Annotated in this window: 13 protein-coding genes; 4 read left to right on the forward strand and 9 right to left on the reverse strand. The window is 73.3% G+C overall.

Annotation, left to right across the window (positions count from 1 at the left end; genetic code table 11):
• Nucleotides 1-14: 14 nt before the first annotated feature.
• The gene (locus OG730_RS38060; protein ID WP_327308559.1) at nucleotides 15-1,052 is read right to left on the reverse strand and encodes a PP2C family protein-serine/threonine phosphatase; all 1,038 of its coding nucleotides are present in this window, start codon (nucleotides 1,050-1,052) and stop codon (nucleotides 15-17) included.
• A gap of 358 nt (nucleotides 1,053-1,410) precedes the next feature.
• Between OG730_RS38060 and OG730_RS38065 the strand changes: the two genes are divergently transcribed.
• On the forward strand, nucleotides 1,411-2,241 hold the full coding sequence (locus tag OG730_RS38065; RefSeq protein WP_327308560.1) for a hypothetical protein: 831 nt from the start codon (nucleotides 1,411-1,413) through the stop codon (nucleotides 2,239-2,241).
• A gap of 44 nt (nucleotides 2,242-2,285) precedes the next feature.
• Here the strand turns inward: OG730_RS38065 and OG730_RS38070 are convergent, their stop codons facing one another.
• The 5 genes from OG730_RS38070 to OG730_RS38090 form a co-directional block, all read right to left on the reverse strand.
• Nucleotides 2,286-4,769 (reverse strand): SpoIIE family protein phosphatase, encoded by a 2,484-nt coding sequence (locus OG730_RS38070; protein ID WP_327308561.1) that lies wholly within the window; start codon nucleotides 4,767-4,769, stop codon nucleotides 2,286-2,288.
• Between the two features lie 92 nt (nucleotides 4,770-4,861).
• Nucleotides 4,862-7,051 carry a catalase/peroxidase HPI gene (gene katG / locus OG730_RS38075; protein WP_327308562.1) on the reverse strand — a complete coding sequence of 730 codons (2,190 nt, stop codon included), beginning with the start codon at nucleotides 7,049-7,051 and terminating at the stop codon, nucleotides 4,862-4,864.
• A 143-nt stretch (nucleotides 7,052-7,194) separates the two neighbouring features.
• Nucleotides 7,195-9,024 (reverse strand): methyltransferase, encoded by a 1,830-nt coding sequence (locus OG730_RS38080; RefSeq protein ID WP_442815145.1) that lies wholly within the window; start codon nucleotides 9,022-9,024, stop codon nucleotides 7,195-7,197.
• A 143-nt stretch (nucleotides 9,025-9,167) separates the two neighbouring features.
• Nucleotides 9,168-10,382: a 4-hydroxybenzoate 3-monooxygenase gene (locus OG730_RS38085; RefSeq protein ID WP_327308563.1), complete on the reverse strand. Its 1,215-nt coding sequence runs from the start codon at nucleotides 10,380-10,382 to the stop codon at nucleotides 9,168-9,170.
• A gap of 140 nt (nucleotides 10,383-10,522) precedes the next feature.
• Nucleotides 10,523-10,945, reverse strand: coding sequence for a MarR family winged helix-turn-helix transcriptional regulator (locus tag OG730_RS38090; protein WP_327308564.1), 423 nt, complete (start codon nucleotides 10,943-10,945; stop codon nucleotides 10,523-10,525).
• 202 nt (nucleotides 10,946-11,147) lie between these two features.
• Between OG730_RS38090 and eno the strand changes: the two genes are divergently transcribed.
• From eno to OG730_RS38105, 3 genes are all read left to right on the forward strand, one after another.
• On the forward strand, nucleotides 11,148-12,464 hold the full coding sequence (gene eno / locus OG730_RS38095) for a phosphopyruvate hydratase (RefSeq protein WP_327308565.1): 1,317 nt from the start codon (nucleotides 11,148-11,150) through the stop codon (nucleotides 12,462-12,464).
• 195 nt (nucleotides 12,465-12,659) lie between these two features.
• Nucleotides 12,660-13,022 (forward strand): transglycosylase family protein, encoded by a 363-nt coding sequence (locus tag OG730_RS38100; protein ID WP_327308566.1) that lies wholly within the window; start codon nucleotides 12,660-12,662, stop codon nucleotides 13,020-13,022.
• Nucleotides 13,023-13,252: 230 nt separating this feature from the next.
• Entirely contained in the window at nucleotides 13,253-13,681 is a 429-nt protein-coding gene (locus OG730_RS38105) for a hypothetical protein (protein ID WP_327308567.1), read from the forward strand.
• A gap of 144 nt (nucleotides 13,682-13,825) precedes the next feature.
• Here OG730_RS38105 and OG730_RS38110 read toward each other — a convergent pair whose 3' ends face one another.
• Genes OG730_RS38110 through OG730_RS38120 form a run of 3 tightly spaced genes read right to left on the reverse strand, consistent with a single transcriptional unit; the run spans nucleotide 13,826 to nucleotide 26,089 of the window.
• The gene (locus OG730_RS38110) at nucleotides 13,826-17,068 is read right to left on the reverse strand and encodes a class I adenylate-forming enzyme family protein (protein WP_327308568.1); all 3,243 of its coding nucleotides are present in this window, start codon (nucleotides 17,066-17,068) and stop codon (nucleotides 13,826-13,828) included.
• A 10-nt stretch (nucleotides 17,069-17,078) separates the two neighbouring features.
• Nucleotides 17,079-20,441, reverse strand: coding sequence for a non-ribosomal peptide synthetase (locus OG730_RS38115; RefSeq protein WP_327308569.1), 3,363 nt, complete (start codon nucleotides 20,439-20,441; stop codon nucleotides 17,079-17,081).
• Complete coding sequence (locus OG730_RS38120) at nucleotides 20,438-26,089, reverse strand: non-ribosomal peptide synthetase/MFS transporter (protein WP_327308570.1); 5,652 nt, start codon at nucleotides 26,087-26,089, stop codon at nucleotides 20,438-20,440. The genes OG730_RS38115 and OG730_RS38120 overlap by 4 nt, the downstream gene beginning before the upstream one ends.
• Nucleotides 26,090-26,357 lie beyond the last annotated feature (268 nt).

Genomic DNA, 26,357 nt, shown 5'->3' on the forward strand with positions numbered 1-26,357 from the left:
CGGAGCGGTCGGGCTCAGGTCACGCTCCGGCGTACCGCGAGGGCGGCGACGTCGTCGTCGAGGCGTCCTCGCCTGTAGCGCAGAAGATCGCGGTGGAGGGCCGCGAGCAGCTCGCGGGGCGGTGTCGTCGGCTGCCGGAGCATCCAGCTCGCCAGGGGGAAGAACTCGCCGTCGCGGGCGCGGGCCTCGGCGATCCCGTCGGTATAGAGCAGCAGCAGGTCGCCGGGTGCGAAATCGTAGCTGTCCACGGTGTAGTGATCGCCGACGAGCTCCGCGAGGCTGATCAGCGGCGAGGGATCCGCGGACTCCAGGACGCGGAGCCTTCCGCGGTGCAGGAGCATCGGCGGGGGGTGTCCGCAGTTCAGGATGCCGATCCGCCCGCCCTCGTGCGGGATCTGGACGAGGAGGGCCGTGGCGAAGCGCTCCATCGCCCCCTCCGGGGGAAAGGCGGCGTTGTACCGGGTGCTGCTGGCGTCCAGCCTGCGGGCGACGTCGACCAGGTCGGTCTCACCGTACGCCGCCTCCCGGAAGGCGTTGACGATCGTCGCGGCCGCCCCCACGGCCGGCAGGCCCTTGCCCCGCACGTCACCGATGAGCAGTCTGATCCCGTAGGGCGTGTCGACCACCTCGTAGAAATCCCCGCCGATGCTGGCCTCCGCCGCGGCCGCGAGGTACAGGGACTCGATCTCGATGGTGCCCAGGCGGTGCGGCATGGGGCTCAGCACCACCTGCTGCGCGGCGTCGGCGACGAGCCGCACCTGGAAGAGGGTGCGCTCCCGCTGGAGCCGGACGTGGCTTCCGTACGCCGCCGCCACGGTGACCGCGATGATTCCCGAGGCCGTCCACCAGGTTCCCAGATCGGGGAAGACGAGGCTGAGGCCGATCATCAGAAGGAGACAGGCCGTCCCGAGCAGGACCGTGGGGAGGACCGGCCACATGGCGGCGGCCAGGGCCGGCGCCGCGGGGAGGAGGCGGCTGAAGGCCATGTCCGGCGGAGTCGTGTAGGCCAGGGCGGCGATGACGACGGTCAGGACGACCGGCGACAGCCGCACAAGCCTTCCCGGGCCTGGGCGCCTACGGCGCCACGATGGTCCAGACTCGATCACAATTGTCAGGGTATCCACCGAACGGAGGCACGGCGCGCTGGCGGACCTATTCGGCTTCCCGCCCCGCCCGAGCCCGCCCCGCCCGGCTCCGCCCTGGTCACGGGATCCGCGTCAGGCGCCGACGGACGCGCGCCGGATCGCGTCGCGTGCGTGCCGCACGTCATCCTCGGTCGTCGACCCGTGCCTGTGGTTCCATCCCCGAGAAGGCAAGGCTCGCGGTGGCCTTACCAACTCCTTTGCGGGGGCCTACCTTTGAGGCATGAAAACTCGGCATCCCGGCCCGCTCGCGGAAGTTGTGTCACCCGTGTCGGCCGGATGGCGGCTGCTGTTCGTGCCCAGCCGGACCCGCGAGCTGGCTGTCGCGCTCGGCGGGAGCATCATGGTCCCGCCGGTGGTCGCAGCCCCGCTTCTGCTAGGTGCTCTGGCGGCCGCCGTGATCTCGGGGAGCTCGCTCGCCTGGGGCATTTTCTGGGTCCTACTGGCGCTCACGGTGGTCGCGGTGATCGTGCTCGCCGTGGCCATGGTGTTCGCCACGGTCGCCCTGATGGTGCGGTGGGTCGAGTTCCGCCCCCTGGGAGCTCCGGCCCAGGTCGTGATCGCCCGTTTTCTGCGTTCGTCGACCATGACGATGGCTGATCTGCAGCGAGTCGTCGTCATCGAGCGACTGAGTCTGGGGCAGCGCAAGTCGATCAAGGTGGTGTTGCATATCGGCAGCGAGACGGTGGAGTGCGAACCGATCACGTCCGCGGCGTTCTCCCGGGTCGACGCACAGGCGCTGACCGACTGGTTGACCGAACAACTCGGCCAGGTCCAGGTGGCGGTGGAGCATCAGACGGAGGTCAAGCGAGACTTCGTGCGTCCGGACGCGTGGTGGGCCCCGTCCCACACCGCGAAGGTGTGGCAGGTACCGGTCGGCGAGGTCGACGGCATAGCCGCCCAGCGCGGCGTCGAAGGCTATCGGTACACGCCCCGGGCACACGCGATGTACAGCCCTGCCACTTCGGTCACCGTCTACGACCCGGGCCGGGCCTACGAGGTCGGCGAAGAACTCCGCGCGGAACGCGCCGCCGGCCGGGCCGCCGACAGCACGGCGGCCCCCGGCCCGGCCGAGGATGACGCGACGGATTCCCGCTGAGCCGGTCGGGCCTGTTCTGACCCGGCTCGCAGACCGCGGAGCCGTCAGGGCGGGGGCAGGTTCTGCTCGGACCAGACGGTCTTGCCCTCCACGGTGTAGCGGCTGCCCCAGCGGTGCGAGAGCTGGGCGACGATGTACAGGCCGCGACCGCCCTCCTCGTGGTTCCTCGCGCGCCGCATCCTCGGCTGCGTGTTGCTGGAGTCCGAGACCTCGCAGGTCAGGGTGTCGGCCCGGATCAGCCGGAGCCGCACCGGGCCGCCGGCGTGGCGGATGGCGTTGGTGACCAGTTCGCTGACGATGAGCTCCGTGCTGAAGGCGAGCTCGTCGAGGTCCCAGGCGGTCAGCTGATCCAGGACGAGACCGCGCGCCTCGCCGACGATCGCGGGATCGGCCTCGAGCACCCACGTCGCGAGGGAGTCTTCGCCCACCATGCGGGTACGGGCCAGCAGGAGCGTGACGTCGTCCCTCAGGCGGCCCGGCGGCAGCCCCTCCACGATGTCGTGCCGGGCCCGGCGCAGCGGCCGGCCGAGTACGTCCGTACGCAACAGGCGATCCGCCAGGTCGCGCATTCCCTCGTCGACGTCGCCCTCTCCGCGTTCGATGAGGCCGTCGGTGTACAGGGCGAGGACGCTTCCCGGCGGCAGATCGCGTTCGACCGGCTCGAAGGGCCAGCCACCGACGCCCAGGGGCGGGCCGGGGCTCAGCTCGACGTACTCCACGGTTCCGTCCGGGCTGACCACGGCCGGAGGCGGATGCCCGGCGCTCGCCATCACGCACCTTCCGGTGACCGGGTCGTAGACGGCGTACAGGCAGGTGGCGCCGGCCGGTCCGATGCGCAGCAGCGTGCCCGCGTCGCCCTCGTCCGCGTCTTCGCTGTCGGCCTCGGCGACGACCTGCAGGACCATGTCGTCCACGTGCGCCAGCAGTTCCTCGGGCTCCAGCTCCAGGTCAGCCATCGCGCGTACGGCGCTGCGCAGGCGACCCATCATGGCCGTGGCGTGCAGCCCGTGACCGGTGACGTCCCCGACCACCAGGGCGACACGGGCCGAGGACAGGGGGATGACGTCGAACCAGTCGCCACCCACTCCGCTGTCCGCGTCGGCGGGCAGGTAGAGGCCGGCGGCCTCCAGCGCGGGCGTCTCCGCGGTGGCCGGGGGCAGCAGGCTGCGCTGCAGGCCCACGGCGGTACGGCGCTCCTTGGTGTACCGCCTGGCGTTGTCCACGGCCACGGCCGCACGGGCCGCGATCTCCTCCAGGAGCGCGAGGTCGTCCTCGTCCAGCGGGGGAGCTTCCCCCGTGCGCCAGATGGTGATCCTGCCGAACCCGATGCCCCGCGCGCTCAGCGGCGCCGTCATCGCCGAATGCGCACCCGGCACGGCAATGGCCCACTCCGGCGCGGCGTCGTCCTCGGGCCCGGGTTGGAGCTCGGGCTGGGGTTCGGTGGCGCGGTTTCCGAAGCCGGTGATCAGCTCCCCCCGGCACTCCCGCGCGGCGGGCGCGGCCGGACCGGCCGCCGCGGGAGGAGCCGCGAAATGGACCGTGGCCGTACGCAGCACGTCCGATTCGGCTCCCGCCACGGCCATCCGGATCAGCGGCTGCGCGGGATGCCCGTCGGCGGCCGGTTCACCGCCGGTCAGAACGGTCTCCGAGAGATCCACCGCGGCGCAGTCGCCGAAGGCGGGCGCCAGGATGCCGACCAGGTCCTCGACGGTGCGCAGGACGGACAGCGAGCCGCCCAGGGCCCCGGTCGCCCGGTACAGCAGGTCCAGGCGCCCGCGCGAGCGCTCGTGGTCGGTCACGTCGGTGAACACCGCCGCCACGCCCATCGTCCGTCCGTCGGGTGCCTGCAGCCGGAACGCCTGGATGGTCACGACCCGGCCGCCCCGGGGGTCGTCCAGGGTGCGCGCGGTCGTGTTGAAACCGATCAGGGGGTTCCCGCTGCGCAGGACCCCGCGCAGCCGGTCCTCGACGATCCGCGCGTCCTCGGCCCACAGGAAGTCGCCCAGGCGCCGGCCGTACAGGTCGACGGGCACTCCGGTGTAGGGCAGCAGGTGCGTGTTCGTCCGGAGCAGGCGCAGGTCCGCGTCGAAGAGGGCGAGGCCCACTCGGCTCTGGAGGAACAGTTCGTGCGTGAAGGCGTGGTCCTGCCGCCATCGGGCGGCCTGTTCCAGGGGCGAGGCGAGCACGAGGCGGCGGGCCGTGTCCCCGCCCTCCCCGCCGACCAGCGGGACGACGCGGAACTCGATCTCCAGGGTGCGCCCGGAGCCGTGCCGCAGGGTGGCACGGCCCTCCCACCCCTCCCGTCCCGCCTGCTCCCGCTGCCCGCCCTGCGCCAGAACCGCTTCCCAGCTGCCCGGGTTCGCGAGGAGGTCCCGGGCCGGCCGACCGCACACCTCCGTGGACCGGCGCTCCAGGAGGGCTTCCGCGGCCGGTGTCCAGGCGACGACCGTCCCGGCACCGTCCAGCAGCGCCGCGGCCGTGTTCGTGACAGCGAAGGGATAGTCCTGGTTGCCCTCAGTGGCGCGCATGCGTGCCCATCTCGTCCGCCGGTCCCTCTGTGCCCATGCTGGTCGATGTCCGCAACGAGGGCCAGGGGCGCTACGCCATCCGGTTCGGGCCCTCAGGCGAGGTCGAACCGGTCGAGGTTCATCACCTTGTCCCAGGCCGCCACGAAGTCGCGTACGAGCTCCTCCCCGCCGTCCTCGGACGCGTACACCTCCGCGACGGCTCGGAGCTGGGAGTTCGAACCGAAGACGAGATCGACCGCGGTCGCGGTCCACCTGACCTCGCCGGTGGAGCGGCTGCGGCCCTCGAAGACGTTCTCGGCGGTGGCCGAGGCCTTCCACTCCGTGCCCATGTCGAGCAGGTTGACGAAGAAGTCGTTGGTCAGGGTTCCCGGCCGGTCGGTCAGGAGTCCGTGGGCGGCGCCCCGGAAACCGGTGTCGAGCGCGCGCATGCCGCCCACCAGAACCGTCAGCTCCGGCGCGGTCAGGGTCAGCATGAAGGCGCGGTCCAGGAGGAGGGTCTCGGGCGACAGCTTCTCGCCGGGCCGCAGGTAGTTGCGGAACCCGTCGGCCGCGGGTTCGAGCACGGCGAAGGACTCCACGTCGGTCTGCTCCTGCGAGGCGTCCGTGCGACCCGGCGCGAAGGGGACCGTGACGGCGTGCCCGGCGTTCCCGGCAGCCTGCTCGACGGCCGCGCATCCGCCCAGCACGATCAGGTCCGCGAGGGAGACCCGCACTCCACCGCCCGCGGCGGCGTTGAAATCCTGCCGGATCCGGTCGAGGGTCCGTACGGCCTCCGCCACCTCGGGCAGGTCGTTGACCGCCCAGTCCTTCTGCGGAGCGAGCCGGATCCGGGCGCCGTTGGCCCCGCCCCGCTTGTCGGTGCCGCGGAAGCTCGCCGCCGACGCCCAGGCGGTGGTGACCAGTTGGGGGACGGACAGCCCGGAGGAGAGGATCCGCGCCTTGAGGTCGGCGATCTCCGCGCTCCCGACGAGGGCGTGATCCACGGCGGGGACGGGGTCCTGCCACAGCTGGGGCGCGGGGATCCACGGCCCGAGGTAGCGGGAGAGGGGCCCCATGTCACGGTGCAGCAGCTTGTACCAGGCCTTGGCGAAGGCCTCCGCGAGCTTGCCGGGGTTCTCGTGGAAGCCCTTCGCGATCGGCCCGTAGACCGGATCGAGCTTCAGGGAAAGGTCCGTGGTCAGCATGATGGGAGCGTGCCGCTTCGACGGATCGTGGGCGTCGGGCACGGTGCCCTGGGCCGAGGGGTCCGTCGGGGTCCACTGGCGCGCGCCGGCCGGGCTCGTCGTCAGCTCCCAGTCGTACCGGAACAGGTTGTCCAGGTAGCCGTTGTCCCATCGCGTCGGCTCGGAGGTCCACGCCCCTTCGAGTCCGCTCGTGATCGTGTCGGGACCCGCGCCGCTCCCGGCCGCGTTCTTCCACCCGCAGCCCTGCTGCTCGATCGGCGCGGCCTCCGGCTCCGGGCCGACGTACTCGGGGCTGACGGCGCCGTGGCACTTGCCGAACGTGTGGCCGCCGACGATGAGCGCGACGGTCTCCTCGTCGTTCATCGCCATGCGCGCGAACGTCTCACGGATGTCCTTGGCGGCCGCGATCGGATCGGGGTTTCCGTTGGGACCTTCCGGGTTGACGTAGATGAGCCCCATCTGCACGGCTCCGAAGGGACCGGTGAGTTCCCTGTCCCCGCTGTAGCGCTCGTCGCCGAGCCAGGTGCCTTCGGTCCCCCAGAAGATCTCCTCCGGCTCCCAGATGTCCTCGCGCCCGAATCCGAATCCGAACGTTTCGAATCCCATGGATTCCATGGCGCAATTCCCGGCGAAAACCAGAAGGTCGGCCCACGAGACCTTACGGCCGTACTTCTGTTTCACCGGCCAGAGCAACCGGCGCGCCTTGTCGAGACTGGCATTGTCCGGCCAGCTGTTGAGCGGGGCGAAACGCTGTGCGCCCGACCCGCCACCGCCCCGGCCGTCGGCGATGCGGTACGTGCCCGCGGCGTGCCAGCTCATCCGGATGAAGAGCGGACCGTAGTGGCCGTAGTCGGCGGGCCACCAGTCCTGCGAGGTCGTCATCACCCCGAAGACGTCCCGCTTCAGCTCCTCGACGTCGAGGGCCGAGAACGCCTTCGCGTAGTCGAAACCCGCGCCGAGCGGATTGGCGCCGGAGGACGGCTGGTGGAGCACCTGGAGGTCCAGCTGGTTCGGCCACCAGTCCCGGTTCGTGCGGGGCCGGGCCGGCCCGGGGGTGGGGGAGGGAATGGCTGGGTTTTCGCTGTCGCTTCCGGACACGTCCGTCCTTCTTCCTTTTCCGATTCCGAGTCGATGCGTCCGTATGGTTTCGCACGGCGAGCCGGAGCGGTGTGAGAACACGCGGAGCACGATTCTCGGAATGGCCTGATGTCCTTCGCGGCGGAAGGGAAGCCGGGCCTCGGCTACCGGGACCTGCGGGCGTGCAGGACGTACGCCTCCAGGGGGAGGGGGGTGTGGCCGACCAGCTCCAGTCCGGCGTCGGCGAGGAGACGGGCGTAGTGCTCGCGGCGGCGTTCGCGACCGCCGACGTTGCACATCATGTGGAGGTCCCAGGCCGTGGCCAGCGAAGGGGAACCGTCGGCGGGCAGCAGCCGTTCGACGATCAGCAGGTCGGCGTCGGCGGGCATCGCGCGGGCGCAGTGGCGCAGGATCTCCCGGCACCGGTCGTCGTCCCAGTCGTGCAGGATGCGGGAGAGGACGTACACGTCGCCGCCGTGCGGTACGTCGGCGAAGTCGCCGCTGCGGTAGTCGCACCGGGCGCCGCAGCCGGCGGCGTCGAGCGAGCGTCGGGCCGCCTCGACGGCGTGCGGGCGCTCCAGGAGCACGCCCCGCAACGTCGGGTGCGCGGTCAGGACGCGCCCGAGGAGTTCGCCGTTGCCGCCGGCGACGTCGACGACGGTCCGGGGGGTGGAGGCCTGGGCCGCGGTGGTGATCACGGGGTGGGCGGGGAGCGGTTCGAACATGCGCGAACTGGCCGCCATGGAACGGTCGAAGAGATCGGCGAGTTCGGGGTCGCGTGCGAAGTGGTCGAAGTGGTTCTCGCCGAAGAGGTGGTCGAAGGCGGGACGTCCGGTCCGTACGGTGTGGTCGAGGGCGGCGAAGGAGCCGTAGAAGGGGCCCGCGTACATCAGGGCCAGTGGGCGCATGGTGTCCGGGGAGTCCGCGCGGAGCAGGGCTCCCAGGGGGGTGAGGCGGAAGCTTTCCGCTTCCTCCGAGGGCTGGGTGTCCTCGGCGTGCCCGGCGTGCTCCGCGGTCACGGCGCCGAGCATCGTGAGGTAGCGCAGGAGCGTGGCGAGGTTCTCGGGTCGGGTGGCGGTGCGCCGGGCGAGTTCCCGGGTGGTGGTGGCCGCGTCCGGGTCCATGGCGTCGGCAAGGCCCAGGCGCGCGAACGAGGCGAGCGCCTGGGTGGTCCACCCTCCGGTGAGGAGGCGCAGGAGGGCCTCGGCGGGCCGGCCCGCGTCGGGACGCCCCCGCGGGTCCGCGCGGAGGTGGTCCTCCAGGGCGTCCCGGTGGTCGCCGGGCGTGTAGAGCTCCAGGCGGCGGTAGCCGCACGCGCCGGCCGCGGGGGTGGTGAAGTAGAGGACGGTGCCGTCCTCGTGCGGGTTGTACCCGCCGCCGTCGGGGCGGGCGCCGTGGCGGGCGAGCACCGCGCACAGGCCGCGCAGGACCAGCGGGTCCGGGTGCTCCAGTTCGAGGGCCAGGTGTGCCTCGTGGCCCCGGGCGCGTTCGTGCGCCGCGAGCGCCTCCAGATCCGAGTGCGCGGGCACCGTGAGGGCGAACACCTCCACCGCGCGGCTCTCTCCGGCCGGACCGTGGACGCGGGGCCGCAGGATCCGGACGTCGAGTTCCGCCAGGTCACGGCGGTGGCGCCGGGCGAGCCGTTCCCGTACGACGACGCTGGGCTGGGACGGGGTGTCGACGGCGAGCCCGCAGTCGGCGAGCCGGCGGCGCAGGTCCTGCGGGTCGGTCGGGAAGAGCAGCAGGCCGGCGTGGGCGAAGCGGCAGTGCGGGGCCAGGGACCGCAGTTCGGGGCCGCGCAGACCCGGCAGCAGGAGGGGCAACAAGGTGGCGGTGTCGTGTTCCCGGACGAAGGCGACGGCCGCGCGCAGGCGGGCCGTGTCGTCGGTGGGCATCGTGGCGGCGGGAGGCGTCGTGGCGTGGGGAAGCATCGTTTCGCCTCGGGGCGGCGATCCGGCGGGGAGCGTCGCTTCGGCGGGGAGGGTCGTCGTCATCGCGGAGGTTCCTCGGGCGGTGCGGGGGCGGATGCTCCGGTGGAGCGGGCGTGGTCGATGGACCGGCTGTGCGGGGGCGGCGAGGGGGAGGGCGCGGGGAAGGAGGGTGCGGGGAAGGAAGTGGCCCGGGGAAGGGCGGGTGGTCATACGCCGACGTAGTTCTCGGCGAACCAGTCCTGGTGGGCGCGGGAGGTGCGCAAGGAGTCGAGGCGGGCACGCCGCAGGGAAGCCTGAAAGAACGATCCGCCTGATTGCTCCGGGCCCGGGATCGCGTGCAGCAGGCCGGTCATCCACTGGGTGAACTCCTGGGCGCGCCAGATGTGCGCCAGGCACTGCGCCGAGTAGCGGTCGAGGGCTGCGCCGTCCCCTCCGGAGAGGGTCTCGGCGAGTGCGCCGCCCAAGATCTCCGCCTCCAGCACGGCGAGGTTCGCGCCCTTCGCGGCGGCCGGCGCCGTCAGGCTCGCGGCGTCTCCGGCGAGGAGGAGCGAGCCGTGGCGCAGCGGTTCGACCACATCGCAGGCCAGGTCGACGACCCCGCGCTCGATGATCGGCCCCCTGTGCAGCGGACCGTGTTCCGCGGCGCGCATCCGCAGGTCGAGTTCGTCCCAGATCCGTTCCTCGGACCAGGCGTCGGCGGGGGCGCCGCGCCGGCACTGGAGGTAGTACCGCGTGACCTGCGGGCTACGGGCCATGTGGCCGGCGAAACCGCGGTCGTGGACGGCGTACCCGACGGCGTCGAGGCTGGGCGGAGCTTCGGCGAGCAGGCCGAGCCAGCTCACTCCGTGGTCGTGGTGGTGGCGGACCGCGGCGGGCGGCAAGGAGCGGCGGGAGGCTCCGTGGCGGCCGTCGCAGCCGGCGACGTACCGGGCGTCCCATCGCGTGGGGCTGCCGTCCGGCTCCCGGGCGGTGACGTACGGCCGGGGGCCGTCGGCGTCGTGGACGGCCAGCGCCTCGGTCGCGAAGTGGATCCTGCCACCGGCGTCGAGGTAGTGCGCCAGGAGGTCCGTGACCAGGTTCTGCTGCGGGTAGACGGTGTGCTGCTCGCCCCGGCCCAGGGAGCCGTAGTCGAGGCGGAAGCTGCCGTCCCCGGTACGGAACTCGCACGTGCCGTGCGTACGGCCGTGCCGGCGCAGCCCCTCGGCGAGGCCGTGACGGTCGAGGATCCGTACGGTGTTCGGCGCGAGGAAGCCGGCCCGGGCCCGGGTCTGGACGTGCGAGCGGTCGGCGCGTTCGAGAACGACGCAGTCGATCCCGGCGGCGAGGAGGAGGTTGGCGAGCACCAGGCCGGCGGGGCCGGCACCGAGCACGACCACATCGGCCGAGGCGCGTAAGCCTCGGCAATTCAGGCTTTCTGTCATGGCGCGGGAATCATAAGCACGGAAAAACCCGAGGAAGATCATTAGTCACCCACATGCAGCAATAGGGTGAAAATCGCTGGATTCCGCTCTCGTCGGCGGTGAGAACGGTGCCGGTGGCCGCGACAGCCGCGATGGCGGTGCTAGCGGGTGGCGAGCCGCTCCAGCAGGGCGGTGCTCCGTGCCAGCAACTCCCTTTCCTCGGCGGTGAGTTCGACCTCAATGGCCTGAGCCAGCCAGCCGGCCCTGCGGCCGCGCTCCGCTTCGAGCGCGGCCCGCCCCGCGTCCGAGAGCTCGACCAATGACTTGCGGCCGTCCGTGGGGTGCGCGCGGCGCGTGATCAGGTGCTGCTCCATGAGGAGTCCCACGGCGCGGGCCATCGACTGGGGGCGTACGCGCTGATCGGCGGCGAGGTCGCTGGTGGTCATGGCGCCGTCGCGGTCGAGTGCGCCGAGCACGGCGACCTGGCCCAGCGGGATGTGGTCCTCGTGTTTGACGCGTCGGGTGAGCTTGCCCATCGCGGTGCGCAGTTCGGCGGCGATGGCGGCGGCTTCCGGGGTGGGCATAGGGCACTTTACCCCGTTGGTCAGCAAACCTGTGCACCTGACCTGCGCAGTAAGGCTGTGCAGGCCGGCTGTGCAGGCTGGCTGTGCAGGCTGGCTGTACAGCAAAACTGTGCAGCCTTGCTGTATGGTTTGGTTTGTCGGGCTCAGCGCCAGCGTTGTCGCAGCCGGGGCCACGGCAACACGACAACGGGGAGGGACTCCCATGTCCGCGCAGGCAGTCGGCACCACCGAAATCACCGCCGCCACCATCGAGACCGTGACCGCCCGCCGGATCATCGACAGCCGGGGCAACCCCACGGTCGAGGTCGACGTCGTCCTGGCGGACGGCTCCCTGGGCCGTGCGGCCGTCCCCTCCGGCGCCTCCACCGGCGCCCGGGAGGCCGTGGAACTGCGCGACGCAGACTCCGCACGCTGGCACGGCAAGGGCGTCGACCGGGCGGTGGCCCACGTCAACGGGGAGATCGCGGCGTCCGTGCGCGGCCGGGACGCGGCGGACCAGGCAGGCCTCGACGCCGCCCTGGTCGCCCTCGACGGCACCGCCACCAAGGCCAGGCTCGGGGCCAACGCCGTCCTCGGCGTCTCCCTCGCCGCCGCGAAGGCCGCCGCGGCGGCCCGCCGCCTGCCCCTCTACCGTTACCTCGGCGGCGCCGACGCGCACCTCCTGCCGCTGCCGATGATGAACATCGTCAACGGCGGAGCCCACGCCGACAACCCGCTGGACTTCCAGGAGTTCATGATCGCGCCCGTGGGCGCGGACACCTTCGCCGAAGCCGTCCGCATGGGCAGCGAGGTCTTCCACACCCTGCGCCGGGATCTGCTGGCCGCCGGTCACGCCACCGGAGTCGGCGACGAGGGCGGGTTCGCGCCCGCGCTGCGCACCGCCGAGGAAGCGCTGGACTTCGTGATGGCCGCCATCGAGCGCACGGGCTACCGTCCCGGCACGGACATCGGCCTGATCATGGACCCGGCGTCGTCGGAGTTCTTCCGCGACGGGGTCTACGACTACGCGGGCGAGGGGGTGCGCCGCACCCCCTCCGAGAACGTCGACTACCTGGTCAAGCTCATCGACAGCTACCCGATCCTGTCCATCGAGGACCCGATGGCGGAGAACGACTGGGACGGCTGGCGCGAGCTGACCGCGCGCGTGGGCGACCGCTGCCAGCTGACGGGCGACGACCTGTTCTGCACCAACGAGACGCTGCTGCGCGAAGGCATCACCACCGGCGCCGGCAACTCGATCCTGATCAAGGTCAATCAGATCGGCACGCTGACCGAGGCGCTGGCCGCGGTAACCACGGCCCACCGGGCGGGCTGGACGGCCGTGATGTCCCACCGCTCGGGCGAGACGGAGGACACGACCATCGCGGACCTGGCGGTCGCGACCGGATGCGGTCAGATCAAGACCGGCTCGCTCTCCCGCTCCGACCGCACGGCGAAGTACAACCAGCTGATCCGGATCGAAGAGGAACTGGGCGGCTCGGCACGCTACGCGGGCCGCTCCGCACTGGGCCGGGGATGAACAGCGGCTAAGGGATGAGCGGGGCCGCGCGAGGGTCGTAGGGCGTCCGTTCGGGTGGCGTTGTGCCCTCGCGGGTGGTAAGTGCGCCTGGAAGTTGACCGGTCCGTGCTGTGCTGAGGCCACGGCCCGAGGGGGTCGTACGCGGGCCCGCCCGCTGTTCGCGGCAGGTTCGGCCCCAACAGCGAAGGAGGACTGATGTCGCGCTACCCGAAGGACCGGCGAAGGCGAAGCAGGATCGGTCAACTGCTGCTCTTCGTCATGGTGTTGACGGTTCCGCTCTTGGACGTTTCCGGGGCTCATGCCGCCGCGGTGCACTCCAAACAGGGCCCCGACTGGGATGCCATCGCCCGCTGTGAATCCGGCGGGAATTGGCGGGCGAACACCGGCAACGGCCATTACGGCGGACTGCAGTTCACCCAGTCGAGCTGGAAGGCGGCCGGAGGCCGCAAGTACGCACCGCGTGCCGACCTCGCCACGAAGTCGGAGCAGATCGCCACGGCGAGGAGGCTCGCCAGGATCCAGGGAATGGGGGCCTGGACCTGCGCACGCCGTAGATGAGGGGCACGCTCCGGCAGGGCTGCCCCACAGCCCTGTCGGAGCGGCCCGCACGCGACCTCGCGATGACCTTGTCTGTGGGTCTGTGCACCATGGCTGACCTGCTGTTTCATCCGGAAGGCAACCGGGGTGGGGGTATGCCGTGCGGATGCGGGTCCCGGGGCCCTGTGTCAGCTTGGTACGAGTGGGGGCTGGACCGCGGGGGGCGTCTTTCCCGAAGGGGTGCATCACAGATGAACCGACTTCTCGCCACGGCCGTGAGCACGGCCGCCGCAGCGCTTCTCGTGGCCGGCGGGGCCGCCTCGGCCTTCGCCGCGGCGCCCACCGACGACGCGACCACGGAGCTGTGCAGCAGTCTGACCGAACTCAAGGCCGACAACGCGAAGTTGCGTGCGCTCGACCCGGCGACAGCCACCAAGGACCAGATCAAGGACGCCCACAAGGCCGTCCAGGACGACTGGAAGACCGTCGCCGAGTCCACCGCGCAGTTCAACGCCGCCCAGAAGGACGCGGTCAAGAACGCGACCAATGACGTGAAGAAGACGTACGAGGACCTGCCCGGCGACACCACCGGCGCCGAGGTTCTCACCAAGCTCACCCCGGACCTGCAGAAGCTCGACACGGCCGTCGCGAGCGCCCAGACCGGCCTGCAGTGCGGCTGACGCGGGACTGACGCGGGGCTGGACATACGGGGCTGACACGGACGCACCGCCGGGCGGACCGGTCGGGGTGCGGGCGGCGCGCGGTAGGGGCGCCCCGCCCGCACCCCGACCGGCCCGCCCGGCGGCGGAACGCGGGCCCATGGGTCAGCCGCAGGCGGCCGTCAGCGCGGCGGTGAACTCCCCGGCCAGTTCGGTGATCACGGGGAGGTCGAAGGCCAGCGCGTTGTACTGCAGCCAGCACCGCAGGCCTCCGTCCGGCTGCTCGACCACGGTCAGCTCGGGCACGCCCAGGTCCCCGCCCGGCAGCGGCCAGGGTACGGTGCTCCCGCGGGGCAGCTCCCAGGGCGCGCAGGCCAGGCCGGGCAGTTGGGCCGGCGCGGCCCAGGCCTCGTAGCGGAGCCAGGCCGCGAACGGTACGGACGGGCTGAACTCGGCGAACGGGTACAGCTGGTGGTCCAGCGCCTCGCTGTACGTGGTCCGCAGCCGGTCCACCAGTTCGGCGAAGCCGGGCCCCCCGCTCGCGTCCACCCGGAGCAGCAGGGACTGTACGAAGCAGCCGATCGTCCGCTCGGAGTCCGGGCTCGGGCGGCCGGGTACCGGGGTCATCACCACCAGGTCGGGACGGCCGCCGCGGCTCGCCAGCAGTGCGGTCCAGGCCGCCGTCACGGCGAGGAAGGGGGTCGCGCCCAGCTCGGCCGCCCTGGCCCGCAGGGCTTCGGCCAACGGTGCCGGTACCTCGAACTCGTGCGCCTGCGTGAGGACTTCCTCCACCGCCCGGCGGCCGGCGAACTGCTCCAGGGCTTGCGGCGCCCCGGCCAGCGCGGCCGCGAAGTGGGCCCGGGAGGCCGGCCAGTGCGCGTTCGCCCGGTCCACCAACTCCTGGTAGCCCGGCCCCGAACGGGCCGGCGGGGCCGACCGGCCGCGCCGCAGCGCGGAGTAGAACACCCCGAGGTCGGCCAGCAGCACACCGACCGACCAGCCGTCGGAGACCATGTGGTGCACCGCGACCAGGACCACGTGGTCGGTCTCCGAACGGCTCACCACCAGGAGCCGTGCCATCGGGTCGACGGCCAGGTCGGTGAGGCGGTCGCGTTCGGCCAGCAGCAGGGCGTCCACCTCCGCGTCCGAGGCCCCCGGGGCGTGGGCCAGCGTGATCCGCACCCGGGGCTCCTCGTCCAGGACCGCCCGCACGACCCCGTCGCCCGCCGCCTCGAACCGGGTCCGCAGCGCCGGATGGCGCCGGACCGCCTCGGTGAGCGCCAGGCCGAGCGTTTTTGGCTCCAGCCGGTCGGTCACCCGGAACAGCGCCGTCACCGCGCCGGCGTCGCGGCCGGGGGCCTCGGCCATCCAGCGGAAGAAGTTCTCCTGCTGCGAGGTGAGCGCGATCGCGTGCGGCTGCGCGCGGAGCGCGGCCAGGTAGGGCGTCACCGTCTGCGTCCCGGCGGACGCGCTGCCGCAGGCGGCCGCACGCCGGTCGGGGTGCTCCACCCACGCGGCCTGGGAGCGCAGCGAGGGCCGCTCGAAGACCACGGCGGTGCCCGCCCGGACCCCGAACTCGGCGCTGATGCCGGCGGCGAGCTGGACCGCCCGGAACGAGTCGCCGCCGAGCGCGAAGAACTCGGCGGCCACGTCGGTGACCGGCCGTCCGAGGAGACGCCGCCAGAGCGCCGCCAGCCGGAGTTCCGTCGGGGTGGCCGGGGCGACCGCCGGACCGGTGGGCTCCGCGGGCGCGTCGAACAGGGGGCGTAGCCGGTGTTTGACCACCTTGCCGCTCGGATTCCTGGGCAGCTCGGCGGCGAGCAGGATCCGTACCGGCAGTTCGGGCCTGCTGAGCCGGGCGCTCAGGAACAGCCGCAGCTCGTCCAGGTCCAGACCGCCGGGCCCGGCCACCACGACCGCCACCGGGACGGAGCCCATCACGGGGTGCGGCAGGCCGAGCGCCGCGGCGTCCGCGACCGCGGGGTGCTCGTACAGCACCTCCTCGATCCGCAGGGTGGAGACCTTCAGCGCGCCGCTCTTGATGACGTCGCTCTCCCGGTCGACCAAGTACAGGTAGCCGTCCGCGTCGAGGCGTCCGACGTCGCCCATCCGTACCCAGCCGTCCCGGAACACCTTCGCGCCGTCCCCGGCGGGGCCCAGGTAGCCGCGGGGCGGTCCGGGCTGGCGCAGCCAGACCTCGCCGACCTGCCCGGCGGGCAGCGCGCGTCCGTCCGCGTCGAGGATCCGGAGGTCCCGGGGGTCGGAGGGGCGGCCCAGCGAACCGGGGCGGCGGGTGTCGACGACGGTGGAGATCTGTGCGGGCGAGGCCTCGGCGGAGGTGTAGGTGTTGACCAGCGTCGCGCCCGGCAGCGCCGCGGCCAGTGCGGCCGCCACCGGCACGGGCAGTGCGGCGGCGGAGGAGTTGACCAGGCGCAGACTGCTCAGGTCGTACCGCCCGGCGGTGCCCGCGTTGACCAGTTCGATCGCCATGGAAGGCACCAGGAAGGCGGTGCCGACGCCGAACTTCTCTACCGTGACGCCGAATTGGTCCGCGTCGAAGCGCGGCAGGCTGAGCGTGGTGGGCGCGGCCGTCAGCGCGCCCAGCAGCATCACCTGGCCCGCGTTGGTCCCGATCGGGAAGGCGTGCAGGGCGTGCCGCGAGTGCGCGTAGGCGCGGCGGCGGGGACGGGTGGCCAGACCGGCGGTCAGGTTTCCGTGCGCGGCGAGCACGCCCTTGGGCGCGCCGGTGGTGCCGGAGGTGCCGATCACCTGGGCCGGGTCGGCCGGTCCGACCCGGTGCGGCGGGCCGGCCGGCGGCTCGGGGTGCGCCGCCAGCAGGGCGTCCAGGTCCAGCTCCGTCAGTCCCCGGACGGTGGCCGGTGCACCGTCCCGCAGGACCGTTCCGGCTCCGGCCAGCGCGGCCAGGGCGGCGGCATCGGCCGCGGACAGGTCCTCGCGGACCGGGACGGGCACCCCGCCCGCGTACTGGACGGCGAGGAAGCCCACGGCGTACCGCTCCCAGCGCGCGTTGGCGAACCGCAGCAGCACCCGGTCGCCCGGTCCGACCCCGGCGGCGGCCAGCCCGACGGCGGCGCGCAGCGCCTCCTCGCGCCAGCGGCGGTAGCTCAGTTCCCCGCCGCCGACGACCTGCAGCGCCACGTGGTCGGGGTGTTCGGCGGCCCGGGCGTCGAGGAGTTCCGGGACGGTCGTCGCGGTGGGCGGCACGGTGGTGGCGATGGCGGTCTCCGGTGCTGTTCGGTGGGAGGTCCGGGCAGCAGGGTCGAGCCCTGCTGCCCGGCGGTGCGTCTGCTGGCCGTGCGTCTGACGGCGGTCCGGTGGAGCGGCCGTCCGGTGGAGCGGCGGCCCGGTGGAGCGGCGGTCCGTGCGGACCGGTCTGGGTCGAGGCATCGGCGGTGGGTCAGTCCAGCCGGCCGGCCGCCTCCTCCTCGCTGAGGGCGTCGATCTCCGCGATCAACAGGGCCTCGATCCGGGCTGCCAGGGCCGCCGGGGTGGGACTCTCGAAGACGTCGCGGATCGACACGTCCAGGCCGACGCCGGCCCGGATGCGCGCGGCGACCCTGGTGACCAGGAGCGAGTCACCGCCGAGGCTGAGGAAGTCGTCCAGTACGCCGACCCTCGGTACGCCGAGCACCTCCTGCCAGAGGTCCACCACCAGGGCCTCGGCATCGGTACGGGGCGCCAGGTACCCGGCGCCGGCCCCCGCCGGATCCGGGTCGGGCAGCGCCGCCGCGTCGAGCTTGCCGTTGGCGGTGAGCGGGAGGGCGTCGAGCAGCACCACGCTGTCGGGCACCATGAAGGCCGGCAGCCGCAGCGCCAGGTGCTCGCGCAGCTCGCCCGGCCGCGGCGCGGCCGCCGGGGACCGCTCTCCGGCGGCCGGGGACCGCTCTCCGGCGTACGGCCGCAGGACGGCGTACGCGATCAGCCGGCGGCCGTCCCGGACGAGCACGGCCGCCAGGCCGACGGCCGGATGGGCGGTGAGGGCGGCCTCGATCTCGGCGGGCTCGATCCGGTATCCGCGGATCTTCACCTGGCCGTCGGCGCGGCCGAGGAACTCCAGCTGTCCGTCGGTGCGCCACCGGGCGCGGTCGCCGGTGCGGTACATCCGGCCCTGCGGGGCGTCGGTGAACGGATCGGGGAGGAAGGCCTCCGCGGTCAGCTCGGGCCGGGCCACGTAGCCGCGCGCCAGGCCTGCGCCGCCGATGTAGAGCTCGCCCTCGGATCCGGCGGGCAGCAGGCCGCCGCGCTCGTCCAGGAGGTAGAGCCGCACCCCCGGGAGCGGACGGCCGAGCGGAGGGCGCTGCTCGACGGCGGGGCGGCCGGCGGGGCCGTCACCGGGTCCACCGCCGAGGCCGTCACCGCGCTCGCCCGACCGCTCTCCGGCGAGCTCGCCCGCGGTGACGATGACGGTGGCCTCCGTCGGGCCGTACGTGTTGACCAGCCGGACGGTGTCGCCGTGCCGCTCCCGCCACCGGGCGAGCGTGGCGGCCCGCGCCTCGGAACCGCCGAGGACCACCAGGCGCAGCGCCGGCGGCCACGGGGCCTGGTCTCCGAGCGAGACCAGTTCCTCCCAGTAAGCGGTGGGCAGGTCCAGTACGGTGACGGACCGTCCGGCCCCGCCGCGCAGCAGGTCGGGCAGCATCCGGCCGCCGCCGGGCAGCAGGACGACACAGGCGCCCGCGGTGAGGGCGGGCCAGATCTCCTCGGCGTGGGTGTCGAAGCCGATGGAGGCGAACTGGACGATCCGGTCGCCCGGCCGGAGCCCGTAGCCCTCCGGTCCGGCCATCCACCGGACCCGCTCGGCCAGAGCCGCGTGCTCGACGGCGACGCCCTTGGGGGTGCCGGTGGAGCCCGAGGTGTAGAGGACGTACGCGAGGCCGTCCGGGGCGGTCCCGGGCAAGGCGGGGGCCGTGCTCCCGACCTCGATACCAGCGGACCTCAACTGCCACGCTCCGGTGTCCGGTTCGCCGACGGCCAGCACCGGGACTCCGAGGTCCGGGTGCTCTCCTCCGGTGAGCAGGAGGGCGGCGTCCGCCTCGCCGAGCATCAGCCGCTGCCGCTCGGCCGGGTGTGAGGGGTCCAGCGGCAGGTAGCCCGCGCCGGCCTTCCAGATCGCCAGCAGGGCGGTGACCAGTTCCAAGGACGGCTCGATCCGGACGCCCACCGCGCGGCCGGCCACCGGGCCCAGCCTACGGGCCAACTCATCCGAGGCGCGGTCGAGTTCGGCGTAGGTCCGGACGCTGCCCGCGCATTCGAGGGCGGGTGCGTCGGGGTGGGCGGCGACCTGGTCGGCGAAGCCGCGCAGGATCGTACGGGCGTCGTCCCCGGCAGCGGACACGACGGGTCCGGCGCCGAGGGCGAGCAGCGCGGCGCGCTCCTCGCCGGACGGCAGCCAGTCGCCGTGCAGCCGGACGGCCACGTCCTCGATCGCCCGGCCGAGCAGGTCGCGGACCCGGCGCGCCAGGGCCTCGACCGTGGCGCGTTCGAAGAGCTCCCGGTCGAAGCAGAACGAGAGCGTCATCCCGCCGTCCGGGGTCCGCCAGCTGTCGAGCAGCAGATCGGTCTTGGCCCGGTCGAAGCCGGAGTCCATGTCCGCCGTACGGACACCCGCGGGCAGCGGGGTCCGCCCGTCGGCGCCGGCCAGCTCGTACTGGCTCTGGTGGACGAACACCGCCTGGTAGAGCGGGCCGACGCCGGGCAGCACGGGCAGCCCCAACTCGGCGGCCACCCGCTCGACCGGGACGTCCTGGTGGCTCAGCGCGGCCATCGTGGCGGAACGGACCCGGCGCAGCACGGTGTGGAAGTCGGGGTCGCCGGTGAGGTCCGCGCGGATCACCCCGGTGCGGGAGAAGTAGCCGAGGAGGGCTTCGTGGGCGGTCTCGTTGCGGCCGGCCAGCGGGGTGCCGACGGCGAAGTCGTAGGTGCCGCTCCAGCGGGCCAGTACGCACTGGTAGGAGGCGAGCAGCACCATGAACGGGGTGCAGCGCTGCTCACGGGCCAGGGCGTCGAGTCCTGCGACGAGCTCGGGACCGAGGGCGAGCTCGGCGAAGCCGGCCGGATGGGCGGGCTCGGCGGGCCTGGGGTGGTCCAGCGGCATCCGCAGGGCGCCGACGCCGGCCAGGCGCCCGCTCCAGTAACGGACCGCCTCCTCGGCCGCTCCGCCGTCCAGCCTGGTCCGCTCGGCGCGCGCGAAGTCGCCGAACTCGACTTTGAGCTCGGGTAGTTCGGCCGGACCCTCGCCGGTCTCCTCGCGGTACAGCGCGAGCAGCTCGCGCCACAGCACCGTGAACGACCAGCCGTCGGAGACGATGTGGTGGACCACCACGCTCAACGCGTGCTCGTCGTCGCCCGCGCTGACCAGGACGGCCCGCAGCGGCGGGCGCTCGCCCAGGTCGAAAGGGGCGTTGACGAAGGGGGCGCAGGCCGCGGTGAAGGACTCCTCCGTGGCATCCGGTATCGGGACCAGGGTGAGCTCCACGTCCCGTACGGGCTCCACGAGCTGGACGGGCTGCTCACCGTCCAGGGCGAACCGGGTGCGCAGCACCCGGTGCCGCTCGGTGAGCCGGGTGAGCGCCGTGCCCAGAGCGCGCGGATCGATCGGACCGCTCCAGCGCCGGTTCAGGTACATGTTGAACCCGGCGTCCCGCGGGCCCAGTTGCTGGAGGAACCAGAGGCGGCGCTGCTCGTCGGTCAGCGGGTGGCGGGCGATCGGGGCGGGTGAGGCCGGGGAGGTGAGGGCGACGGGGGAGATCGGTGAAGTCATCTGTTCGTCTCGCTCTTCGTGCGGGCCTGCAGGGTCTCCAGGCCGATCAGGTCGTCGGACTCGGCGTCCGGGACTTCCCGGTCGAAGCGGGCCAGGACGGGAATGCAGAGGCTGATCAGGACCAGTACGGCCATGGCGAGGCCGAACACCAGGTAGAGCAGGCCGATGCCGCGCCCGTCGCCGGTGCCGATCAGCGCGCCGACGCTGGAGGCCAGCGCGCCGCCCTCGTCCATCAGGGGCTGGAGCAGCTCGGGCCCGGCCGGGGCGACCAGGGCGAAGCCGATGGGCAGGGTGGACCAGGCGACGAGGGTGTTCACCGCTATCACCCGGCCGTGGAAGCGCATCGGCACCTTGGTCTGGATGACCGTCGCGTAGATGCCGTTGAGCAGCGCCAGCCCGTAGGTCATGCCGAACGCGCCGACGGCGACCACGGTCACCGAGGGCCGCAGGCCGGTGACGACACAGGCCGCGGCGAGACCGAGCGTGGCGAACAGGACGCCGCGCAGGCGCATCCGGCGCGGGCCTCCCCAGATCAGCAGGGTGAGGCCGCCGAGGACGGCGCCCAGGCCGGCCGCGGTGGAGACCCAGCCGGCCGCGGCCGTCGAGGCGAAGGAGAGCACGAGCGGGGTGACGAGCAGGAACAGCGGGGAGAGGAAGATGTTCAGCGCCGCGAACCAGAACAGCATGGCCCTGAAGTGGCGGCTTCCGAGGGCCCGTTGGAAACCCGCGCGGATCTCCGTGGCGACGCTCTCGCGCCGGGTGGCGGCCATGACGTCGGGGAAGCGCACGGCCAGGGTGACGCCGGTGGCGATCAGGTAGCTGACGACGTCGAAGACCAGGATGCCGCCGAGGCCGATCACGTGCAGGATGCCGACCGCGATCAGCGGAACGAGGAACTGGGCGAGGCCGAGGGCCATCTGGACCACGCCGTTGGCGCGGCCGAGGAACCGCTTGGGCACCAGCTGCGGCACCGCCGAGCCCCATGCGACGCGCTGGAAGGCGAGTGCGGCGGAGAGCAGGGAGATCATCAGGTAGCAGTGCCAGATCTCCAGCGAGTCGCTGAGGTACAGCGCCAGCAGCGCCGCCTGGGTGAGACCGGCCGCGATGTCGCCGCCCAGCATCACCCTGCGGCGGTCGCCGCGGTCGACGATGGCGCCGGCCAGCGGGGCGGCGACGATGCCGGGCACCAGGCCGAAGGCGGCGAGCAGGCCGAGCTGGAACAGCGAGCCGGTCTGCAGGTAGATCCAGATCGGCAGGGCGAACTCGGTGAGCGCCGAGCCGATCATCGAGAGCTGCTGGCCGGTGGCGATGGCCAGGAAACGGCCCATGGTCGGACGGACGGGCGGGCGCGGGCGGGCCCTACGGGACTTCCACGGGCTCCCGGACCGCTCCGGCTCCTCCGGCTGACCGGGCTCCGGCCCGGAGCGAGGCCCGGGGTGCGGCTCCGTCGCGAGGGCGGACTCCGTCCCCGCCGCGTCGCGGGACAGCCCGGCCAGCCACCAGGTGGCGTCGGCGGTGCGTTCGTGGCGCGCCTCCTCGCCGGCGGCGATCGAGCGGTGCACCCCGGTCACGATGCCGGCCAGTTCCTCGGCGCGGTACTTGAGGTAGAAGTGCCCGGCCTCGTCCAGGACGACCACGGCGGCCGTACCGGTGATCCGGTGCCACTCGCGGAAGCGCTCCTCATAGAACTCGGTCGCCGGATCGCGGTCGCCGCACACGGCGATCACCGGCGCCGTGATGGCGCCGCCCTCGCTCTCGTACAGCTCGCCGAAGTAGCGCTCGGCGCCCTTGGTGCCGACCCGGCGGTTGTGCACGATCAGCCTCAGCTGGTCCTCGTCGACCTCGTCCACGTCCAGGCCCGCCGAGGCCAGGGCGTTGATCATGCCCTGGTCGCTGCGCAGCCGGGCGGCCAGCTCGGCGAACCGCTCGGCCAGCGCCGCGCCGCGGCCCCTCGGGCGGGCGAAGGGGAAGATGCCTCCGAGGTGGACGGCGTCGATCTCCCGGCCGGCGGCCTCCACCCGGCGGGCGATCTCCACGGTCAGCCGGACGCCGACCCCGCAGTGCCCGTAGAGCACCAGGGGTCCCGGGACGGTGGCGACGATCTCCTCGGCGCAGAGCCGGGCGACCTCGTCGATGTCCATGGCCTCCTCGCCCAGTTCGTGGCCGGGGACGGCGATGGAGTGCAGGGCCCAGTCCTCGGGCATGGCGTCGGCGAGCGGCTTGTAGATCAGTGCGCTGCCGCCGCCGTAGGGGGCGCAGACCACACTGGCGGCCGCCTTGCGGCGCTCGGGGGTGAGCAGGTGCAGCAGCCGGCGCGGGCCGCGGTCGGCCTCGGGCGTGGCCACCAGTTCGGCGAGCCGGCGGACCGTCGGGTACTTGAAGAGGTCCATCACGCCGACCGGTGTGGCCAGGTCGGGGAAGGCGCGGCGCATCCGGGCGACCACCTGGGTGGCGAGCAGGGAGTGGCCCCCGAGCTCGAAGAAGTCGTCCAGCGCGCCGACGCGGGGGAGCTCCAGCAGCTCCGCCCACATGGCGGCGATCACCTGCTCGGCGCCGTCCTCGGGGTCGACGTGGGTACCGGCGGCCGGCCCGTCCGCGGGCGCGGGCAGCGCCTTGCGGTCGACCTTGCCGTGGGCGAGCAGCGGCAGCCGCTCCAGCACCACGTACCGGGCCGGAACCATGTAGTCCGGCAGGACCTCGCCCAGGGTGGCGCGCAGATCGGCGGCGGTCGGCGGTTCGCCGCCCTCGGGGCGTTCCAGGTAGGCGACGAGGTTCTGCTTGACCCCCTCACCGCGCGCCAGGACCACCGCCTGGGTGATGCCGGGCAGGGCGGTCAGCGCGGCCTCGATCTCCCCGGGCTCGACCCGGTAGCCGCGGACCTTGATCTGGTCGTCGCCGCGGCCGAGGTAGTCCAGGGTCCCGTCGGAGCGCCAGCGTGCCAGGTCGCCGGTGCGGTACATCCGCGGGCCACCGGTTCTGGGGGCGCCGCCGGACGGGGCGGGCGCGGACGGCTCCGCGTCGGACGGGGCGGCGTACGGGTCGGGCAGGAAGCGCTCGGCGGTCAGGTCCGGCCGGCCGAGGTACCCCCGGGCCAGCCGGTCCCCGCCCAGGTACAACTCGCCGGTGACGCCCGGCGGAACGGGGTTGCGGGCCTCGTCCAGCACGTAGCAGCGCCCGCCGGCCAGGGGACTGCCGATCGGGGTGTTGCCCGGAGCGTCCAGGCCGTCGGCGGTGACCTCGTGGACGGTGATCCCCACCGTCGCCTCGGTGGGGCCGTAGTGGTTGAACACCGTGCACCGGCCCAGCGCGGCGATGCCCGCCGCCCAGGACCAGCTGCTGGCCTCGCCGCCGAGGACCAGGGTGCGGCGCGGCAGCAGCCGCTCCATCGGCGCGTCGGCGGTCAGCGCGGCCAGGTGGGAGGGGGTCATCTTCAGGTGGTCGATGCCCGCCCGCTCGATCTCCGCGGCCAGCTCCACGCCCGCGATCCGGCGGGGCAGCAGGTGGACCCGGCCGCCGGTCGTGAGCGCCAGGTAGAGCATGGTCATGCTGAAGTCGAAGGAGAGCGACTGCAGCAGCCCGTAGGAGCCCCCGGGCTCGATCCGCAGCCGCTCGCGTGCGCCCGCGAGGTAGTTGAGGATCTGGCGGTGCTGTACCGCGACGCCCTTGGGCGTGCCGGTGGAGCCCGAGGTGTAGATCACGTACGCCAGGTGGTCGGCGCCGGAGACCTCCTCCAGCGGCGCCCCGTCCCCTTCCTGGGCGTCGGCCGCGTCGCCCGCGTCGTCCGCCAGCAGGTCGGCCGCCGGGTGGTCGCCGAAGCGCGCCCGCAGCACGGTGTCGGTGATCAGGACCTTGGCCCCGGCGTCGGCGACCAGGTGGGCGAGCCGGGCGGGGGGCTGTTCCGGGTCGAGCGGCAGATAGCCGCCGCCGGCCTTGAGTACGGCGACCAGGGCGACGGCCAGTTCGGCGGACTGCTCCAGGCAGACGGCGACCCGGTCGTCCGCGCCCACGCCCAGCGCCCGAAGGCGTCTGGCCATGGCGTTCGCGCGCCGGTCGAGGTCGGCGTAGGTGAGCGTGCGGTCCTCGAAGACCAGCGCGGGAGCCCGCGGCGTCCGGGCCGCCGCCTCGGCCAGCGCCCGGGTGAGCGTCGCGGGACCGCCGTCCGGCAGCGCGGGACCGGCGGCCCAGGCGCCCAGTACGTCCGACCGCTCGGCCGCGCTCAGCAGCGGGAGCCGGTCGACCGGCACCGCGGGGTCGGCGACGCCCGCCGAGGTCAGCAGTTCGAAGCTCTCGACGAGGCGGTCGACGGTGCCGGCGTCGAAGAGGTCGGTGCGGTAGGTGAGCAGGCCGTACAGGCCGCCGTCCGGCTCCTCGCGCATGTAGAGCGCGAGGTCGGCGTGGGTGGTGGTGGCCTCGTAGCCGAAGCCCTCGGTGTCCAGGCCCGCCGTGGGGGCGGTGGCGCGGTCGCCGTAGTTCTGGAAGGCGAAGGTGGTCTGGAAGACGGCGGCGCGGCTCACGTCGCGTTCGACCGCGAGATCGCTGACCATCTGCTCGAACGGCACCTCCTGGTGCGCGTACGCGTCGAGCGTGGTCTCGCGGACCCGGCTGATCAGCCGGCCGAAGTCGAGATCGGCGGAGAGCCGGGCGCGGATCGGCAGCATGTTCACGAACGCGCCCACGACGCCCTCGAGTTCATGGTGGAGACGACCGGCGACGGCGGAGCCGACCGCGAAGTCGCGCTGGCCGGAGTGCCGGCCGAGGAGCGCCTGGAACGCGGCCATCAGCACCATGTACGTGGAGGCACCGAAGGACCGGGCGACCTCGGCGACCTGGCGGGAGAGTTCGGGGCTCCAGCGGAACTCGGTCGCGGCTCCGTCGAAGGTGAACAGCGGCGGGCGGGGCCGGTCGGAGGGAAGTTCCAGCGCCGGGACGCCGTCGAGTTCGTTGCGCCAGTGCTCTCGGGAGGCGGCGAGTCGTCCGTTCTCCAGACGGTCCCGCTGCCAGGCCGCGTAGTCGCCGAACTGGACTGCCAGAGGAGGGAGTTCGCCAGGAGTGCCGTGGGCGTGGTGGGCGTAGCGGAGGTCGAGCTCGCGGTTGAGGAGGTCGATCGACCAGCCGTCGCAGATGATGTGGTGCATCACCAGAGCCAGGACGTGGTCCTCCTCGGCGATCCGGACCACGAGGGCGCGCACCAGCGGGCCGGTCTGGAGGTCGAAGGGTTCGGCGATCAGCGCGCCGAGTTCGGCGGCGGCGCGCGCCTGCGGGTCCGGGTCCGCGCTGGCGTCCAGGTGCCGGGCCGCGAACGGTGCGGGCTCGGCGACCCGGACCTCGGCCGTGCCGGCCTCGGTGGTGGTGAAGGTCATCCGCAGACTCTCGTGCCGGGCCACCAGGTCGGTCAGCGCGGAGTCCAGCGCGGTGCGGTCGAAGGGGCCTCGGAGCCGGCGGGCCGGCGCCAGCGTGTAGGCCGTGGAGCCGGGAGCGAACTGGTCCATGAACCAGAGCCGTTCCTGGCCGCTGGAGAGCGGCGGAGCGGTGTCCGCCGGGCGGGGGGCCACCACCCGGGCGGGGGCCGAGGCGCCGCGCAGCCGCTGGCTGAGGAGGGCGCGCTTGGCTGCGGACCAGTCGGTGGGCAGATCCTGGGTATCCGTCATCGAGTTCCTGTTCGGACGTGCGGCGGGGGAGTCGGAGGGTGCGGACACGGCGGGGCCGACCCCGCGACCGGCGTGCCGGGCGCGGGGTGGGGGCGAGGGCGGCGTCCTGGGTCGTCTCTTTCGGATCTTGTCGGCCGAGCTCGTGGCGTCTGGTGCCGTGCCTGGGCGTGCTGTCGGGGCGCTCGCGTACTGGGCGTACGTGGTCGCCTCGGCAGTGCGGCCAGGCGCGGTGCCAGGCGCCGCGGGCCCGGCAAGATCCGAAAGAGAC

Origin of the sequence: Streptomyces sp. NBC_01298, from assembly GCF_035978755.1 — a bacterium.
Classification (GTDB): Bacteria; Actinomycetota; Actinomycetes; order Streptomycetales; family Streptomycetaceae; genus Streptomyces.